The sequence below is a fragment of the Flavobacterium sp. genome, assembly GCF_035299005.1.
Lineage (GTDB): Bacteria > Bacteroidota > Bacteroidia > Flavobacteriales > Flavobacteriaceae > Flavobacterium.
Genome location: NZ_DATGXL010000010.1, coordinates 34763 through 53132, shown reverse-complemented (window position 1 = coordinate 53132; position 18370 = coordinate 34763). Strand labels below are relative to the sequence as shown.

Genomic DNA, 18370 nt, shown 5'->3' with positions numbered 1-18370 from the left:
ATAATAAATTATGAACGACGCGCATTTACACATGGTAGTAAACCATTTTCCAATTATTGGAACTATTTTTGGATTAGGAATTTTAATTGCTGGCATATTTTTAAAGAACAACGTTATCAAAAACGTAGCTTATATTCTGTTTGTGGTAGCTGCAATTTTTGGAGCTATCAGTATGGCAACGGGTGAAGGAGCAGAGGAAATTGCTGAGAAATTACCTTCTGTTACAGATCAAATCATTCATGAGCATGAAGAAATGGCTGAAAAATTAGCTTTAGTATTATATGCTTTAGGTATAATTTCCTTAATTGGATTGTATCTCAATTTTAAAAATCATGCTAAAACCGCTGCAGTATCATATATTGCATTAGTAGTTGCTGTTATTGGTGTGTTTTTTGGAAAACAAACAGGTACAACTGGAGGAGAAGTTCGCCACACTGAAATTAGAGCCAATGCTACTACAACTGCTGTTGACCAAAATGGAGGAGAAGCGGAAGAAGGTGACGACGATTAATAGAAACTAAGATTTATATAAAAGCCACTTTATAAACAATAAAGTGGTTTTTATTTTAAAAGCTATGGCATAGTTAACGTTTTGCGGCTTGCTCTCAGTGGCGTTACACCAACACCAAGCCATTACAAATATAACAAAACATTCCATTCAGTAGGAAAATCTGGAAGTAGGTATTGAAGTAAACGGCTGTTGGCAGATGGCATTTTTATTTCCACCATTCTTTTTTCGGTTTAATCCACCAACCATTTTTTGAATATTTTTCAGATATACTTAATTCTCCGGCTCCAATGTCAAAATCACATATTGTATATGGAACTCGATAATCACCCCAATTGCATATTTTCTCAGTTGTTGAGTTATACATTTTCCAAGTTCCAACAAACGCATTGTTAAAATAACCGTCAGAATTTAAATTAATGTCGTTATATTTTATTAAATTGTCTTTGTCTAAATACCATTTTGTTTGTAAAATTCCTTTGAATTGTCCCGAATGATTTTGTTCTTTATTTTCAAATAGTTCATACTTTGCAGTTAGTAATCCTTGACTTTTTATTCCTGAATTTTTGAATTCATCATCAACTCCAAAATTGTCGTTTTTCAATTCTTGTATTTTAGTTATTGTTATTTTTCCAATAAAATCACAAACACTTGATTTAACACTCGATTTTCCATAAACTAAATATTCATAAGGATTATTTAAAGTTCTTTCTACAAAAATGAATTTCATTAATATTCGTTGATAATCATCTCCAATTATTCCATAAACCAATTCATTTTCGGTTTTCGTCCATAAATTTGAAAAGTCAAATTTTGAATATTTTTCGATTTGGTTATCTTCAAAAATCTGATTTCCATTTAATATATCTTTTCTGCACAACGTTTCTTGTCCATAATTTTGAAAAGAAATAAAGATAAATACTAATACAACTCTAAACTTCATTTTTGTACGATTTTTTATGCTTTCTGCCAACGTGTCGCCGCTTCACGAAGTTGCTGATTTTCAACACTTTTGATTACAAATATAGACAAAATTTAGTTTCAAAAATTACCAATTCTGATAAATCCCAAGCCCAGAAATTAGTGCAAACCGCTGTTAGCGGCTGCCTTTTATGTTTTTCCAATTCTCAATAGTAGCGGAAAGACAACTTTTTTTTCTTCGCTGTTCCAAAGTTGTTCAATTTCGTTTTGTAATTTATCTATTGGATTAAATCCGTTTTGTTTTATAAAATGTTTTACCGCTGACCAAGTGTTTAAATAACCAATCAAATGTTCTAATGTCCATAAATGCTGGTTTTCAAATTTTGGTGTTTGGATTTCATTAAATGGAAACGGAATTGTTTCATAGTTTTCATCAACATATTTACGTTCCTTATCCCAATATGTTCCGATAACATTTGTGTAAAACTTCGTAATTAAGTTGTCTATTGGTTCAGAAATTTTAATTCTGCCGTAACCAATTACACATAGTAAAGCATTCTCTTTTGTGGTTCGCCTAACTTCTTCGTAAAACTTGTCAAAATCAAACCAATGTATTGCTTGTGCTACAATAATTAAGTCAAATCGTTTATCATCAAAATTTGTTTGTTCGGCTGGTTGGACAGAATACGAGATATTGTTGGCTTGTAATGCGTTGTCAATTTGAGATTGGCTAATGTCAGTTGCAAATACGTTTTCAAATGTTTTTGCTAATTCATAAGCAACTTGTCCATTTCCTGTTCCGCAATCCCAAGCATTTTGTTTGTTAATAATGATTGAGTTTAAATATTCAAAAAACTCTTTTGGATAAGTTGGACGATATTTAGCATATTGGTCAGATTGAGAAGAAAAATTGTCTTTTGTTGCCATAATATTTTTCAATTGTTTTCTACAATTTGTTTTTGTTGCAGTTTTGTTCAAAGGTTGCCGCTACGTTCCGGCGCTTTGCGCAGTTGCGAGCTTCGGAACCGATTATTTTCTGTTAAAGATAAAATTTCTTGCAAGAAATAAACGTGTATTTACCACAAAATTCGCAATCTTGCCAAACGCCTGTTGTGTGTAGTGCTTTTTATGTCTTATTGAACTTAAACATCAAAAATATTATCGTACTTTGTATCACAAGATTTAATATGTAATTTAAAAGCCAAGAATTACTCAATATCATTGGAATTAAACTACAAATCCAAAAAAAGAAGAACCCAATTCCGCTAAACATTGCAAATAACAAAATACTCATTGTTATTCTTTGAAGTATTGATGAAGATTTATCTAAAAACAACATAAGTGGAAGCATTAAGATACTAAAAAAATAATATATTCCACCTGATGTAAAATGAAACCAAAAATTATTAGGAGCAATTTTATAAACGTCTTTTTTTGGTAAATTAGACTTTTTCGGTTCCTCAATATTTTTATTAAAAGAAAGGTCAGACAAATAATCATTAATTTTTTCTAATACGTTTTTTCTGAGTAAAGTCTCGTTACGAAGTTTGACAGCATATTTTATTGTTAATTTATCAGAAGATTTGTCTGAAATTATAGAGTTTATTTTTTGTACCTCCTCAATTTTATTGTTTAATAAGTAACTATAGGAAAATCCAATTAGATTATCGACTAATACAAGACCCAAAATAGATAAAATTATAATAGCAGCTTTTGACGAAATTTTTTTTCTCTCATCAAAAACAAAATCTGTTAACTTATCAAAAAAAATCATATTTAAATTTATTGTTTTTTATAAATAAAGGTTTTCTTCAGTTCAGCGCGCGCATTACACACAACTAGTAAATATCATCAAATATATACAAGTTTTTTAATAATTAATAAATTCTTTTATACTTCAATTGTGTTAAGCCTTTTTTGAGTGTTTTAGATGGTTTGTAGGTTATTTTAGCACCTGTAATATTGCTTTTACCTATGTTTTCAGCATCTGCTGCACCTTTGCCCGTTAAGGCTACTGAAAATGTACCTAGACTCTCAATTTTTACAAGTTTGCCATTTGCTAAAGCTTCTCCAATAGCTTCGCTCATAGCAATCATAACACCATAACAATCAGCTTTGCTTAGTGTGCTTCGGCTTGCTATTGTTTTTGCTAAATCATCTAAATCTATTTCTCCTTGACTCACTGCGCAAGGATAATATTTTACTTCGGGTGGGGTTGCAATATTGTTTTGTTTGGCAACCATTTTGAATTGTATAGCCATCTCTTTTTGTTTTATCAGTACAAATATATAAAATCCCCTAGGGGAATTGCACATTTTCCCTAGGGGATTTATACAAATTCCCTAGGAAATTTTACTAAATGCTGTACAGCAATTGATTTTATTGTACTGACAAAATGAAAATTCAAACGTAATCAATGCAATAAAGTATGCAGAAGAGAGGCAAGTAGTTCAGTTATTTATAAAAAAGATTATTAAATTTCTAAAAAAAAGTAAATGAGCAAAACGTTTAATTAGTTATTTTAGACAAAGGATAGCAAAGCGAGATTTGTTCTTATCATAAAGTACTAATTTACTTTCAAGTATTGATTCATTGTAAGCAAAAGGTTTTGTTTTGCAAGAAATTAAAATTTTTTGAAAGGGAGACTGTTTTTTAATTCTAATTAATAGTCAAATTCCTTGAGATACATTTTCAAAAGTACCATATTCATCAGTTATTGTTTCATGAATAAACCAACTTCCATTGATTAAGTTATTTTTTGATAGGTAGGTATTTTAGTATAGTGATTTATCAAATATCAAAAATTTTAGTTAATACAGCTTACATAATGTTCGTCGTTTGTATGATTATGGCAAAAGCTACTATGATGACAGGCGAAGGAGCCGAAGAAATTGTTGAAGGATTAGGTATTTCACATGATTTGATTCATGAACATGAAGAAATAGCAGAAACCTTCATGAAAATTCTTTATGTATTAGTAATTCTCTCTATTTTAGGATTAATTGCCAATTTTAAAAAGCATCCAAAAGCGGCAATTGTTTCTTATGTTGTTTTAGTTTTAGCAATTGGTTCTGCTGTTTTGTCTATTAAAGTAGGTAATTCTGGAGGTGAAATTCGTCATACTGAAATTCGATCTAATGCTAGTATTAGTAATACTTCAGATACAAATAATGAACAAGAATCACACGAAGATGACCATTAAACAAAAAATAAAATTTTAAAAACATTTTGTTTATTCAAAAAATTAGTTGTTAACTTTGCAACGTTAAATAATAACAGAAATTATGTTTTTAAATCAATTACATCATCATCATCATACCTCCGCTCAAGCGAAGTAATGATGCTATGTAATTAATCCATATAAATCAGAAACCCGTTTGAGTACATCAAGCGGGTTTTTTCTTGTTAAGCATTTTTAAAATCTTCTTGGTGTACTCATTTTAAATCAAATTAAATTTAAAATGAACACGTTAAAAATTGCGATTCAAAAATCAGGTCGGTTACACGATGAAAGTATCCAAATCTTAAAAGATTGTGGAATTTCAGTGTATAATGGAAACGATCAACTCAAAGTCACGGCTTCCAATTTTCCTTTAGAAGTGTATTATTTACGAAACTCGGATATTCCACAATATTTGATTGATGGTGTAGTCGATATTGCGATTGTAGGCGATAATCTTTTAGTTGAAAAAGGGCAAAACATTGAAATCGCTGAGAAACTAGGATTTTCCAAATGCAAAGTATCAGTAGCGGTTCCAAAAAATTTCAACTACAATTCTATTCAAGATTTAAACGGATTACGTGTTGCCACTTCCTATCCAAAAACCGTTGTAGATTATTTTTCTTCGAAAGGAATTACTGTAGACATTCACCAAATCTCTGGTTCGGTTGAAATTGCACCAAATATCGGACTTTCCGATGCTATTGTAGATATTGTTTCTAGCGGAAGTACCTTATTTAAAAACGGTTTAAAAGAAGTAGAAGTGATTCTAAAAAGTGAAGCAGTTTTAGCTGTTTCTCCTCAAATTTCAGAAGAAGCCAAACAAGTTTTAGCTAAACTTCAATTTCGAATTCAAGCCGTTTTGCGTTCAAGAAAATCGAAATATATTTTGATGAATGTTCCCAATGATAAAATTTTAGAAATCAGCAAAATTCTCCCTGTTTTAAAAAGTCCAACAGTGATGCCTTTAGCCGAAGAGGGTTGGAGTAGTGTGCATTCTGTAATTGATGAAGATAAATTTTGGGAAGTCATCGACCAATTAAAAGAAGCTGGAGCCGAAGGAATTTTGGTTTGCCCAATCGAGAAAATGGTCCTTTAAATGAAAATAGAGAATAGAATTTAGAATATAGACTTATGAAAAAAATATACAACCCACAACCCGAATCTTGGTCAGAAATTTGTAAAAGACCAACCCAAACTTTCTCAGACATAGAAGAAACGGTAAAACAAATCTTCAAAGAAGTACAACAAAAAGGTGATAAAGCCATTGCAAAATATGCTTCCTTCTTTGATGGCGTTACTTTAGAAAACATCCAAGTCACACAAGAAGAAATTGAAATTGCAAAAGATGAAGTTACTTCCGAATTAAAAGAAGCCATTCAATTAGCCAAATCAAATATAGAACAATTTCATGCTGCTCAAAAAACGGATAAGATTGTAGTTGAAACGACTGTCGGAGTAACTTGTTGGCAAGAAAAAAGACCAATTCAAAAAGTCGGTTTATATATTCCAGGCGGAACTGCTCCTTTATTTTCAACGGTTTTAATGTTGGCTGTTCCAGCAAAATTAGCAGGTTGTCAAGAAATTGTATTGTGTTCGCCACCCGATAAAAACGGAAAAATTAATTCCGCAATTCTATATGCTGCCGATTTGTGTGGTGTAACTAAAATCTATAAAGTAGGCGGAATTCAAGCCATTGCAGGAATGACATTCGGCACAGAAACCATTCCACAAGTGTATAAAATCTTCGGACCTGGCAACCAATTTGTAACGATTGCAAAACAATTTGCTTCTCAAAATGGAGTTGCAATTGACATGCCAGCAGGTCCAAGCGAATTGTTAGTTTACGCAGATGAAACTGCTATTCCAAGTTTTGTAGCTTCCGATTTATTAAGTCAAGCCGAACATGGGAAAGACAGTCAAGTAATTTTGGTTACTACCAATAAAAATATCTTAAATGATGTAGAAGAAGAAATCTACAAGCAATTAAAAGAGCTTCCAAGACAAGAAATCGCCCAAGTTGCCATTCAAAATTCCAAATTAATTTTTGTTGAAACCGAAAAAACGGCTTTATCGTTAATTAACGAATACGGCCCAGAGCATTTTATTGTATGTTCTAAAAACGAAGATTATTTCGTTGATGGCATTCAAAATGCGGGTTCGATTTTTATTGGAAATTACACTCCAGAAAGTGCTGGCGATTATGCTTCAGGAACCAATCACACACTACCAACAAATGGTTATTCCAAAAGTTACAGCGGTGTAAATTTAGATAGTTTCTTAAAAGCGATGACATTCCAAAAAATATCAAATGAAGGAATTCAAAACATCGGAAAAGCGATAGAAACAATGGCGGAAGCTGAAGGTTTACAAGCACACAAAAAAGCAGTTACACTAAGATTAAAATAAGAACTATGAATTTAGAAAATCTAATCCGAGAAAACGTAAAAAAACTGAGTCCCTATTTCTCAGCACGAGACGAATTTGAACAGTTCACAAAACCAATGATTTATTTGGATGCTAATGAAAATCCGTTTTCGAACGGTATGAATCGCTATCCAGATCCGCAACAGAAAGAATTGAAAGCAATAATTGCAGATAGAAATAATGTTCCTAAAGACAACATTATCTTAGGAAACGGAAGTGATGAAGTCTTAGATTTGATTTTCAGAGCTTTCTGTGAACCGAATCGCGATAATATTATCACATTGCCACCAACATACGGAATGTATGGTGTTTTAGCAAATATCAATGCTATTGAAAATCGTGAGGTTTTATTGAATGAGGAGTTTCAACCGAATGTTGAAGCCATTCTAAATGCTGTAGATAACAATACGAAAATCATCTTTTTGTGTTCGCCTAACAACCCAACAGGAAATTCTTTTACGGATGCATCGGTAATCAAAATTCTGAATCAATTCAAAGGTTTAGTGGTTATTGATGAAGCGTATATCGATTTTTCAAAAGATGAAAGCTGGTTAAGTGTTTTGAAAGATTTTCCTAATTTGATTATCACCCAAACTTTATCAAAAGCGTATGCTATGGCGGGATTACGAATTGGAATTTTGTATGCTTCTAGGGAAATTATTTCGGTCTTGAATAAAATCAAGCCTCCTTATAATATTAACGGTTTGTCTCAAGAAACGGCAGTTAAAAAATTGTTGCAAAGTACCATGCCAACACAAGTTAGAAAAATATTGGTGGAACGAAATAAACTTATCGAAGCACTTTCAAAATGCGAATTTGTTGAGAAAATATATCCTTCGGATGCCAATTTTATTTTGATTAAAGTAGATGATGCAAATTATCGCTATCAACAATTTTTAGATAATGGAGTAGTGGTTCGAAACAGAAGCAATCAACCATTATGCGAAAATTGTTTGCGAATTAGTATTGGAACCAAAGAAGAAACCGAACAAATTATTGAATTATTAAAAATCTTCAACAATGCCGAAAAAAGTATTATTTATAGATAGAGATGGAACTTTGGTTTTAGAACCAGAAAATTACCAATTGGACAGTTTAACTAAACTAGAATTCTATCCAAAAGTGTTTCAATTTTTGAGTAAAATAGTAAAAGAATTGGACTTCGAATTAGCAATGGTGACCAATCAAGATGGTTTAGGAACCGAGAGTTTTCCGGAAGAAACGTTTTGGCCAACCCAAAATTTCATCCTCAAAGCATTTGAAAATGAAGGCATAACATTTGACGAAATTTTTATCGATAAAAGTTTTCCAGAAGACAACACTCCTACCAGAAAACCAAGAACTGGAATGTTAACGAAGTATTTGAACAATCTGGAATACGATTTAGAAAATTCATTTGTAATTGGCGATAGAATTACCGATGTAGAATTGGCAAAAAACTTAGGTTCTAAAGCGATTTTCATCAAAAATGAAGAGAATTTGGGAGGAAATGAAATCGCAACTTCTTTAGAAGAATTACAAAATGTAATTACTTTACAAACAACTGATTGGCAGAAGATTTACGAATTTCTAAAATTGGATGAAAGAACAGCTTCTATTAAAAGAACTACTAATGAAACGAATATCGCTATCACTTTAAATTTCGATGGAACAGGAAAAAGCAACATCAACACCGGAATTTTCTTTTTTGATCATATGTTAGACCAAATTGCGCGTCACGGTCAAATGGATTTAGATATTCAAGTGAAAGGCGATTTAGAAGTTGATGAACACCACACGATAGAGGATACAGCAATTGCATTAGGCGAAGTTTTTGCAAAAGCTTTGGGCAACAAATTAGGCATCGAACGTTACGGATTTTGTTTACCAATGGACGATTGTTTGGCTCAAGTGGCTATTGATTTTGGTGGAAGAAATTGGTTAGTTTGGGAAGCAGAATTCAAACGCGAAATGATTGGTCAAATGCCAACCGAAATGTTTTTTCACTTCTTCAAATCGTTCACCGATGGAGCAAAAGCAAATTTAAACATCAAAGCAGAAGGCACAAACGAACACCATAAGATTGAAGCAATTTTCAAAGCCTTCGCCAAAGCCATAAAAGCTGCTGTAAAACGTGATGCAGAAAAAATGATTTTACCTTCAACCAAAGGAATGTTGTAATGAAAATAGCCATTATAGATTACGGAGCCGGAAATGTGCAAAGTGTTATATTCGCTTTGGAACGACTTGGTTTTGAAGGAATTGTTACGAATGATTGGAATACCATAAAAACCGCTGATAAAGTGATTTTTCCTGGTGTAGGTGAGGCGAGTAGTGCTATGAAAATGTTACAAGAAAGTGGTTTAGATGTGCTAATTCCAACGTTAAAACAACCTGTTTTAGGGATTTGTTTGGGCATGCAATTGATGTGCAAACAGTCAGAGGAAGGAAACACAAACGGACTTGGAATTTTTAATGTAAATGTTATGAAATTTTCAAACGAGGTTAAAGTGCCTCAAATGGGTTGGAATACGATTTACAATCTGCAATCGCCATTGTTTAAAGGAATTAAAGAAAACGAATTCATGTATTTGGTGCACAGTTATTATGCACCATTGTCTGAAAACACTATTGCCACAACAAATTACCAACAAGAATATAGCACAGCATTACAACGCGATAATTTCTTTGGCGTACAATTCCACCCAGAGAAAAGCGGTGTTTTCGGAGCACAAATTTTGAAAAACTTTTTAAACGTATAATTGGAGCTTAAAATTGCTCTTGAAAACGAACTTGACATGAGAATCATTCCAGCCATAGACATCATTGATGGAAAATGCGTACGACTTTCCAAAGGAGATTACAGTACGAAGAAAATATATAATGAAAACCCGTTGGAAGTAGCCAAATCCTTTGAAGCACATGGCATTGATTATTTGCATTTAGTAGATTTAGATGGTGCAAAATCAAGCAAAATAGTGAATTATAAGATTTTGGAACAAATTGCTTCGAAGACCAATTTAAAAATCGATTTTGGTGGCGGTTTAAAATCGGATGCGGATTTGAAAATTGCTTTTGAAAGTGGCGCCCGTCAAATCACAGGTGGAAGTATTGCCATCAAACAACCTGAAGTTTTCAAAAGTTGGATACAGCAATATGGAGCTGAAAAAATCATTTTAGGAGCGGATGCAATGAATGAAAAAGTAGCGATTTCAGGTTGGTTAGAAGGATCAAAAGAAGAATTAATTCCGTTTATACAAAAGTATCAACAAGAAGGAATTCAGTATGTAATTTGTACCGATATTTCAAAAGACGGCATGCTAGAAGGTCCAAGTTTTGAATTGTACCAAAGAATTTTAGAACAAACTAAAGATTTAAAACTAATCGCTTCTGGAGGTATTTCCACTTTCGATGAATTACCCAAGTTAGCCGAATTAGGTTGCGAAGGCACCATCATCGGAAAAGCGATTTATGAAGGTAGAATCACCTTAAAACAATTAGAAAATTATATTATTAATAAGTAAAAGTGAAGAGTAAATGTTTAAAAGTTTGTAAAGCTATTCACTAATCACTAAATCATGCTTACAAAAAGAATTATTCCCTGCTTAGACATCAAAAATGGACGAACCGTAAAAGGTGTCAACTTTGTGGATTTAAAAGATGCTGGAGATCCAGTAGAATTAGCCAAGAAATACGCTGAATCCGGCGCAGATGAACTTGTTTTTCTTGATATTTCTGCTACGGAAGAGCGTCGCGCGACATTAATCGATTTGGTTAGAAAAGTGGCAGCTGCGATAAATATTCCGTTTACCGTTGGAGGTGGTATTTCTTCCGTTGCGGATGTGGATGTTTTACTACGTAACGGTGCGGATAAAATTTCGATTAATTCTTCAGCTGTTAAAAATCCTGATTTAATAAACGAGATTGCAGCAAAATATGGAAGTCAGTGCGTGGTTGTTGCTATTGATGCGAAACAAATTGATGGCGATTGGATAGTTCATTTGGTTGGCGGAAAAGTTCAAACGGAATTAAATTTATTCGATTGGGCGAAAGAAGTGGAGCAACGTGGTGCTGGTGAAATTTTATTCACTTCCATGAATAATGATGGTACAAAAAATGGTTTTGCGAATGAAGCCTTGGCCAAGTTATCCGAAATCGTAAACATTCCCATTATCGCTTCTGGTGGTGCAGGGACTATGGAACATTTCGCAGAAACATTTATCACCGGAAAAGCTGATGCCGCATTAGCAGCTAGTGTTTTTCACTACCAAGAAATCGAAATCCCAGAATTGAAACAGTTTTTAAAGAATCAAAATATTTCAATTAGAGTATAACTTTTATGAACTTAAAAATAAACTCAATTTACCGAATCAACTTATATGACTTATATGTTTAAAAATAAAACTATGAATATCAATTTCAACAAAACCCCAGATAACCTTATCCCAGCCATCATTCAAGACAACGAAACCAAAAACGTTTTGATGTTGGGCTACATGAATCAAGAAGCATTAGACCAAACGTTGGCGACCAATAAAGTAACTTTTTTCAGTCGTTCTAAAAAACGATTATGGACAAAAGGTGAGGAGAGTGGCAACTTCTTAGAACTAATTTCCATTAAAGAAGATTGCGATAACGATACACTATTAGTAAAAGTAAAACCAGTGGGTCCAACTTGTCACACAGGTTTAGATACGTGTTGGCAAGAAGCTAATAATCAAGAACTTGGATTTTTATCAAAATTAGAAAATACCATTGCAACACGCAAAGTAAATGCCGATGCAGAAAAGAGTTATGTAGCTTCATTATTTGCGAAAGGCATTAACAAAATCGCTCAAAAAGTAGGAGAAGAAGCCGTTGAAGTAGTCATTGAAGCCAAAGATAACAACGATGATTTGTTCTTATCTGAAAGTGCCGATTTATTGTTTCACTATTTAATTTTATTGCAAGCGAAAGGTTTTCAGTTGCAAGATGTAGTGAAAGTTTTGAAGGGAAGGGAGAAGTAAAGTTATATTTTTTTAATGCTTATTTCATTAAAAAATGAGATTTTAGATATGGTTTTACGTATGATTATTTTTTGCATCAGAGACTATTTTATTTATTAAAGATTCAAATACTATTTGAAAAAGTAAGTTTCTTTGTTCAAGTAAAACATTCCATTGTTCAGATGTCCAATCATTTTCTAATTTTTTATACATCCCATGAGCTAAAATATGTCTCATATCATCAAATTTTTCGTTTCTCAAAAAGCTGTTTTGACTTTTTATTTTTTCAATTATTTGATCACGAATATATTTATTCTCTTTTCCGGATGCATAATTTGTTTTTAACATAGATATAAAGCTATCTGTAATATTAGATTTATTAGATTTCTCATTATACCAAAATCCTTCAATAAATGAATATAAACTTAACAATTCAATTATAGAATCATCAATTTGACTAATCTTGTAAATCTCTTCTAAAATAAAATAATTTAATCTAGGAATAGTTTTTAAAGCATTAAAATATTGAATTACTTTATCAAAACTATTAGAATTAATTTCAATTTTCGAACTATTTCTCGAGTTTTTAAAACCTTCCCAAGTTACCATTGTACTAACTAAATTTGGAACATGTTCAGCTGTTTTTGAAATTAAAGTTGGTTGAAAGTAAACAATTTTCAAACACAATCTTAGTAAATGAGGAAATTCACTTGATACTTTATGATTATATGGATTTTTTGTTATAACAAATATTGAACTTATCGGAAGAGGACTATTCCTAGAATTCATCATTCCATCATTAATGATTTTATTATGTATCCAATCTTTCAATGGTTCTTCTATTGTTTTTGAGTTTTGGTAATTTGTTATCAGAAGTTCAATTTTCTCATCATTAAATTCTAAAGTTTTCGAAAAATCTTTTCCAGAAAACACAATATTATCAATAAACCAACAATTGTATCTATAGTTTTCAATCATTATTTATAATTAAACAATTATTTATTTCCCTCAAATATATCCAAATTTCTCCAAAAATTCTTACCTTTAAAATAAAAATTTAAGATGCGATTTCATACGAGAAAATGGGTAAAACCCGAAGATTTGAATGCAAACGGAACGTTATTCGGTGGTAAATTACTGGCTTGGATAGATGAAGAAGCCGCTTTGTATTCGATTGTGCAATTGGAAAATCCTAAAGTAGTGACCAAGTTTATGAGTGAAATTAATTTCATGAGTGCCGCCAAACAAGGAGATATTGTTGAAATTGGTTTAGATGTGGAACATTTTGGAAAATCGTCGTTAGTATTAAAATGTGAAGTTCGTAATATGATGACACGTGAAAAAATCATTACTATTGATAACATCACGATGGTAAACTTAGATGAAAATGGAAAACCAAAACCGCACGGCAAAACTCAAATTGAATTTATTGAAGATCGTTTAAAGAAATAACATCATTTTGCTACGGATTATAGGATTAAAAGGATTTTCAAAGTAAATAATCGTGATAATCTGTGTAATCAATGGCTAAATAAATTAAAAAAATATGCTACAAAAATCAACCTTCGAATTCCTAGCAGAACTCAAAGAAAACAATAACCGCGAATGGTTTGCCGAAAATAAAAAAGCATTTCAGGCGGAAGAAAAATTAGCCAAAGCTTTTTTTGCTGCAGTATATGCCGATATAGAAAAAATAGACAGTTTGGATAAAATGCAAGTGTTCCGCATTTATCGCGATGTGCGTTTTTCAAAAGACAAATCACCTTATAAAAATCACTTTAGTGTTGGTTTCAATCGAGCCAAACCCTTGCTAAGAGGAGGCATGTATTTACACATAGAAAACGACGCCAGTTTTGTAGGTGGTGGTTTTTGGGAGCCCAATGCGGCCGATTTATTTCGTATGCGTAAAGAAATAGAAATGGATGCCTCAGAACTGAGAGCAATTATTGCTGAAGAAACTTTTCAAAAGTATTTCAAAACACTAGAAGGAGAGGAGTTAAAAACGGTTCCAAAAGGATTTGATAAAGCGCATCCGGACATTGATTTAATTCGTAAAAAGCAGTTTCTATTAACCCGAAGTTTTACGAATAAAGAAGTGTTATCGCCTAATTTTCAAGCAGAAGTTATAGCTACTTTTAAAGCAATGCGTCCGTTTTTTGACTACATGAGCGATGTATTGAGCACCGATTTAAACGGCGAATCAATTTATTAAACCAACAGTAAAATTAATAATTGGGCAACAAATATTCTAAATATGGTTACTAATGGGTAAACCGTAGCATAAGCCTGTGTAGGAATATCAGAATCTAAATATTTGGTGCTAAATGCTAAAGCTGCAGGGTCGGTATAAGTACCACTCATCAAACCAACTAACTGATAAAAGTTCAGTTTTAGTACGAATCGTCCGATTAAAACCATTGCAATAAGCGGAATAAATGTAATGAAGCAACCATAATAAATCCACAACCAGCCGTTGTAGTGTATGAAATTATCATAAAAACCTTCACCGGCATGTACACCCACAGCAGCAAAGAATAAGCAAATTCCCAAGTCTTTCATGAAATATACAGCACCATTATTTATATAGGAGTGAATAACACCCACACCACCATATCTACTGATAAATAATGCGGTTAACAATGGTCCGGCAGCAAATCCGAGTTTAATAGGGACTGGTAATGAAGGGATAAAGAAAGGAATGGAGCCAACGATCATTCCAATAATTAAGCCACCAAATAAAGATAAAAAATCGGGTTCTAATAGCTTTTTTTCAGAGTTCCCTATGATTTTTTCAGCTTCAACAATGGCTTCTTTATTTCCTACAATTCTGATTTTATCTCCATAATATAATTCTAATGTAGGTTGCGCTAGCAATTCCATTCCTGAACGGAATACACGGGTTACTTTTAAATCAAATTTGTTGTATAAGTCTAGTTCAGCTAGTGTTTTATGTGTTGCAGCTGATTTGGTTACAAAAAGATTTTTAGTCACTATATCTTGTTCCGATTCGATAAATAAATCACTAGAAACTTTTCCAACGGCATCAATAAATTGTGATACAACTGCTGGTCTTCCTACAACCATTAGGACATCTTTATTATGGATTTTAGTATCTAATGAAGGAGCATAAACAACCTGGGAACCACTGTTTTTTAAACGAGAAATAATGATGTCTTGAATGTTGACTTCTTTTAAAACTTGATAAATGCTTTTTTCAAAAAAGGCTTCATTGGTAACTCTACATTTTTGATGGATTATAAGTGCAGTATCATTGTTAGTTGTAACAGTATCACATATAAAGCTTTCTTTTCCTAAATTAATTTTGAGTAATGTTTTAGATAAAATAATAGTAATGATTATTCCAAATACACCTAACGGATAGGTAATAGCATAAGCAATAGTAGGGTCACTAAATGATTTAGAAGGAAATTGTTTCTGAATTTCGGTAAGCGTTTCTTTAGCTGCACCTAGTCCTGGTGTATTAGTAACCGATCCCGACATTAATCCAACGGCATTTTCAATAGAAATAGTAGAAAATTTGAATAGGAGGAAAGTGATAAATCCACCAAACAAGACGGTAGAAACGGCTAAAATATTAAAGCGAATTCCTTCCTTTTTAAAAGAGGAAAAGAAAGATGGTCCAACTTGAATTCCAATTCCATATACAAAAAGGATTAAACCAAAGTTGCGAACAAATTCTAAAATTTCGGCGTTAATTCGATAACCATAATGGCCTAAACCTAATCCTACAAACATAACCGCCGAAACGCCTAGTGTAATTCCTTTTACTTTTATTCTGCCAACAAAAAATCCGATACTTATTGCTAATAACAACACGACTAATGATTGTGTAACATCTGGTATTTCGCTAGGGAAAATTAGTCTATACATCCAATCTAACATGATCTTCTTCTTTAAGAAATTTTACTGTATAAAGGTAATCATAAAAAATGATAAAATCTCTGTTAAGCCTTATAAATAAAGAAAACGTTTGCGTAACTTTTTATTTTTTATGATAAATATCAGTTTATTTGGAGATGCTATTTCGGAACTTTGATAAGCATTAAAGAGTAATAAATCAGTAAACGAAAATCATATGAAAAATATTAAAATTATTCAGGAGTTGCATGATTTAGGAATTACAGGATATCATGAGGTTTCTTATAATCCAAGTTATGAAGAATTATATCAAGCAGAGGTTTCTCATCAACGCAAAGGTTATGAGAAAGGCGCCTTAACCGATACTGGTGCAGTAGCTGTAAAGACAGGAATCTTTACGGGTCGTTCTCCTAAAGACAGATACATTGTTAAGGACGATGTTACAAAAGATACCATTTATTGGGATGACAAAGTAAATTTTGCTACTACACAAGAAGTGTATCAAGATTTGAAACAACTTGTTTTAAAACAACTATCTGTTTCAAAAAAACTATATGTAGTTGATGCCTTTTGCGGCACAAATCCAGATACACGTTTAAAAGTTCGCTTTGTAATGGAAGTAGCTTGGCAAGCTCATTTTGTAACCAATATGTTTATACGTCCTTCAATTTATGAATTAGAAAATTTTGGCACTCCTGATTTTATTGTCATGAATGGTTCAAAAACAACCAATCCGAAATGGGCTGAACAAGGTTTAAATTCTGAGAATTTTGTTGTTTTTAATTTAACAGAGCGTATTCAGTTGATTGGCGGTACTTGGTATGGCGGTGAAATGAAAAAAGGAATGTTTGCTATGATGAATTATTATCTACCCTTGAAAGGTATGGCATCAATGCATTGTTCTGCTAACGTAGGTGAAAAAGGTGATGTAGCAGTGTTTTTTGGGCTTTCTGGAACAGGAAAAACAACACTTTCAGCTGATCCAAAACGTTTTTTAATTGGAGATGACGAGCATGGTTGGGACGATAATGGAGTGTTTAATTATGAAGGTGGTTGCTATGCAAAAGTTATAGATTTATCAGAAGAAAATGAGCCAGATATATGGCGAGCTATCAAACGAGATGCTCTTTTAGAAAATGTAGTGGTTAATGAATACGGAGAGGTAGATTATTATGACCATACCATTACTGAGAATTCTAGAGTTTCATATCCAATTTATCATATTAATAAAATTGTATTGCCATCTAAAGCTGGACATGCTAAGAAAATCATATATTTATCTGCCGATGCATTTGGTGTGTTGCCTCCTGTATCTATTTTAGATGATGAGCAAGCGCAATATCATTTCTTATGTGGTTACACATCTAAATTAGCAGGAACAGAAAGAGGAATTACAGAACCACAACCTTCTTTTTCACCAGCATTTGGAGAAGCATTCTTAACATTACATCCAACTATGTATTCTAAAACATTAATTGGAAAAATGAAAGAACACGGAGCTAAAGCATATTTAGTAAATACGGGATGGAATGGTACAGGAAAACGTATTTCATTAAAAGATACCCGTGCAATTATAGACGCAATCATCAATAGTGAGATTGATGCAATGCCAACCCAGCATATTCCTTATTTGAATTTGACAATTCCAACTACATTGCCAAATGTAACAGAAGGAATATTAGACCCAAGAAATACCTATAAAACAGAGGAAGAATGGGCTATAAAAGCAAAAGATTTAACAGCTAGATATATCAAATATTTTGAACAATATACCACTACAGAAGAAGGAAAACGTTTGGTGGCAGCAGGCCCTACATTAGAACAGGTTTTAGTTTAAATTTGTATAAGTTTGTTATGAAAAACCATCTATTCAACAATGAATAGATGGTTTTTTTATGCTATTTCTAATAATTGTACTTGACTTTTTAAACGTTCAATTAATAAATTCATCATTCTTTTGTTTATATTAGAGGAATTTTGAATGTATTCTTTGTACTCTGTGATAGTAAAGAGACCAATGATAATACCTTTCAATGAGTTTCTAAATTTAATATCACGTTGAATTGCGTTTTCAATGTAACTCATTTTTTTTTCAGGAGTATAAGTGAAGAAGATGCCTTTTTGTTTGACAGCATAGTTTTTAAAAACTTCCAAAAACAAATCATTTTGAAATTTCAAAATAGGGCGCAAGGTCTGATTTTGAAATCTTTCTTCAAAACTAGAATGTTCGGTAATCGTACCAATAGATTCTCCTCTAATTTCTAAAATAGCTTCTTCTTTAGTTTTCATGGTTCTTTTTTTATAGTTATTTAAAGTTAATTAAAAAATATACATTGTATAATTGTTTAGTATATAAGTTATTAAGAATCAGTTGTTAATTACTTCTAGTCAAACTCTTTGATTGTTTGCCTTACAATTGTTTTAAAAATGCTATTTTTGAATAGAATAACC

At 32.2% G+C, this 18370-nt stretch carries 20 protein-coding genes; 13 read left to right on the top strand and 7 right to left on the bottom strand.

Features of this window, described 5'->3' with window-relative positions; translation table 11 throughout:
- The first annotated feature begins 10 nt into the window (after positions 1-10).
- A complete protein-coding gene (locus tag VK164_RS05540; RefSeq protein WP_324208408.1) occupies positions 11-511 on the top strand; it encodes a hypothetical protein in 501 nt (166 codons plus the stop codon).
- A gap of 205 nt (positions 512-716) precedes the next feature.
- Here VK164_RS05540 and VK164_RS05535 read toward each other — a convergent pair whose 3' ends face one another.
- From VK164_RS05535 to VK164_RS05520, 4 genes are all read right to left on the bottom strand, one after another.
- Positions 717-1451, bottom strand: a complete 735-nt coding sequence (locus VK164_RS05535) for a hypothetical protein (RefSeq protein ID WP_324208407.1) — start codon at positions 1449-1451, stop codon at positions 717-719.
- 167 nt (positions 1452-1618) lie between these two features.
- On the bottom strand, positions 1619-2356 hold the full coding sequence (locus tag VK164_RS05530) for a class I SAM-dependent methyltransferase (RefSeq protein ID WP_324208406.1): 738 nt from the start codon (positions 2354-2356) through the stop codon (positions 1619-1621).
- A 199-nt stretch (positions 2357-2555) separates the two neighbouring features.
- Positions 2556-3203 carry a hypothetical protein gene (locus tag VK164_RS05525; RefSeq protein ID WP_324208405.1) on the bottom strand — a complete coding sequence of 216 codons (648 nt, stop codon included), beginning with the start codon at positions 3201-3203 and terminating at the stop codon, positions 2556-2558.
- Positions 3204-3306: 103 nt separating this feature from the next.
- Positions 3307-3690 (bottom strand): HU family DNA-binding protein, encoded by a 384-nt coding sequence (locus VK164_RS05520; protein WP_324208404.1) that lies wholly within the window; start codon positions 3688-3690, stop codon positions 3307-3309.
- Between the two features lie 566 nt (positions 3691-4256).
- Between VK164_RS05520 and VK164_RS05515 the strand changes: the two genes are divergently transcribed.
- The 9 genes from VK164_RS05515 to hisIE all read left to right on the top strand — a co-directional run bounded on the left by VK164_RS05515 (position 4257) and on the right by hisIE (position 12061).
- The gene (locus tag VK164_RS05515; protein ID WP_324208403.1) at positions 4257-4631 is read left to right on the top strand and encodes a hypothetical protein; all 375 of its coding nucleotides are present in this window, start codon (positions 4257-4259) and stop codon (positions 4629-4631) included.
- 259 nt (positions 4632-4890) lie between these two features.
- Positions 4891-5748: an ATP phosphoribosyltransferase gene (hisG, locus tag VK164_RS05510; RefSeq protein WP_324208402.1), complete on the top strand. Its 858-nt coding sequence runs from the start codon at positions 4891-4893 to the stop codon at positions 5746-5748.
- Between the two features lie 35 nt (positions 5749-5783).
- Entirely contained in the window at positions 5784-7058 is a 1275-nt protein-coding gene (gene hisD, locus VK164_RS05505; RefSeq protein ID WP_324208401.1) for a histidinol dehydrogenase, read from the top strand.
- 5 nt (positions 7059-7063) lie between these two features.
- Entirely contained in the window at positions 7064-8125 is a 1062-nt protein-coding gene (hisC, locus tag VK164_RS05500; protein ID WP_414655543.1) for a histidinol-phosphate transaminase, read from the top strand.
- The gene (hisB, locus tag VK164_RS05495) at positions 8097-9236 is read left to right on the top strand and encodes a bifunctional histidinol-phosphatase/imidazoleglycerol-phosphate dehydratase HisB (RefSeq protein ID WP_324208400.1); all 1140 of its coding nucleotides are present in this window, start codon (positions 8097-8099) and stop codon (positions 9234-9236) included. The genes hisC and hisB overlap by 29 nt, the downstream gene beginning before the upstream one ends.
- Positions 9236-9817, top strand: a complete 582-nt coding sequence (gene hisH / locus VK164_RS05490) for an imidazole glycerol phosphate synthase subunit HisH (protein WP_324208399.1) — start codon at positions 9236-9238, stop codon at positions 9815-9817. Before hisB ends, hisH begins: the two co-directional genes overlap by 1 nt.
- A 36-nt stretch (positions 9818-9853) precedes the next feature.
- Positions 9854-10579, top strand: a complete 726-nt coding sequence (hisA, locus tag VK164_RS05485) for a 1-(5-phosphoribosyl)-5-[(5-phosphoribosylamino)methylideneamino]imidazole-4-carboxamide isomerase (protein ID WP_324208398.1) — start codon at positions 9854-9856, stop codon at positions 10577-10579.
- 54 nt (positions 10580-10633) lie between these two features.
- A complete protein-coding gene (gene hisF, locus VK164_RS05480) occupies positions 10634-11389 on the top strand; it encodes an imidazole glycerol phosphate synthase subunit HisF (protein WP_324208397.1) in 756 nt (251 codons plus the stop codon).
- A gap of 72 nt (positions 11390-11461) precedes the next feature.
- The gene (hisIE, locus tag VK164_RS05475; RefSeq protein WP_324208396.1) at positions 11462-12061 is read left to right on the top strand and encodes a bifunctional phosphoribosyl-AMP cyclohydrolase/phosphoribosyl-ATP diphosphatase HisIE; all 600 of its coding nucleotides are present in this window, start codon (positions 11462-11464) and stop codon (positions 12059-12061) included.
- Positions 12062-12115: 54 nt separating this feature from the next.
- On the opposite strand, the gene VK164_RS05470 is transcribed toward hisIE, so the two are convergent.
- Positions 12116-13018, bottom strand: coding sequence for a hypothetical protein (locus VK164_RS05470; RefSeq protein WP_324208395.1), 903 nt, complete (start codon positions 13016-13018; stop codon positions 12116-12118).
- Positions 13019-13102: 84 nt separating this feature from the next.
- Here VK164_RS05470 and VK164_RS05465 point away from each other — a divergent pair, with 84 nt between their 5' ends.
- Together VK164_RS05465 and VK164_RS05460 are read left to right on the top strand one after the other, a co-directional pair.
- Positions 13103-13492 (top strand): acyl-CoA thioesterase, encoded by a 390-nt coding sequence (locus VK164_RS05465; protein ID WP_324208394.1) that lies wholly within the window; start codon positions 13103-13105, stop codon positions 13490-13492.
- Positions 13493-13586: 94 nt separating this feature from the next.
- Positions 13587-14252 carry a DUF2461 domain-containing protein gene (locus VK164_RS05460; protein ID WP_324208393.1) on the top strand — a complete coding sequence of 222 codons (666 nt, stop codon included), beginning with the start codon at positions 13587-13589 and terminating at the stop codon, positions 14250-14252.
- Here VK164_RS05460 and VK164_RS05455 read toward each other — a convergent pair.
- A complete protein-coding gene (locus VK164_RS05455; protein ID WP_324208392.1) occupies positions 14249-15943 on the bottom strand; it encodes a putative transporter in 1695 nt (564 codons plus the stop codon). The two genes, VK164_RS05460 and VK164_RS05455, sit on opposite strands and share 4 nt — an antisense overlap.
- A 193-nt stretch (positions 15944-16136) precedes the next feature.
- Here VK164_RS05455 and pckA point away from each other — a divergent pair, with 193 nt between their 5' ends.
- Complete coding sequence (gene pckA, locus VK164_RS05450; protein WP_324208391.1) at positions 16137-17756, top strand: phosphoenolpyruvate carboxykinase (ATP); 1620 nt, start codon at positions 16137-16139, stop codon at positions 17754-17756.
- A gap of 56 nt (positions 17757-17812) precedes the next feature.
- On the opposite strand, the gene VK164_RS05445 is transcribed toward pckA, so the two are convergent.
- The gene (locus VK164_RS05445; protein ID WP_324208390.1) at positions 17813-18208 is read right to left on the bottom strand and encodes a glyoxalase; all 396 of its coding nucleotides are present in this window, start codon (positions 18206-18208) and stop codon (positions 17813-17815) included.
- Positions 18209-18370: the final 162 nt, after the last annotated feature.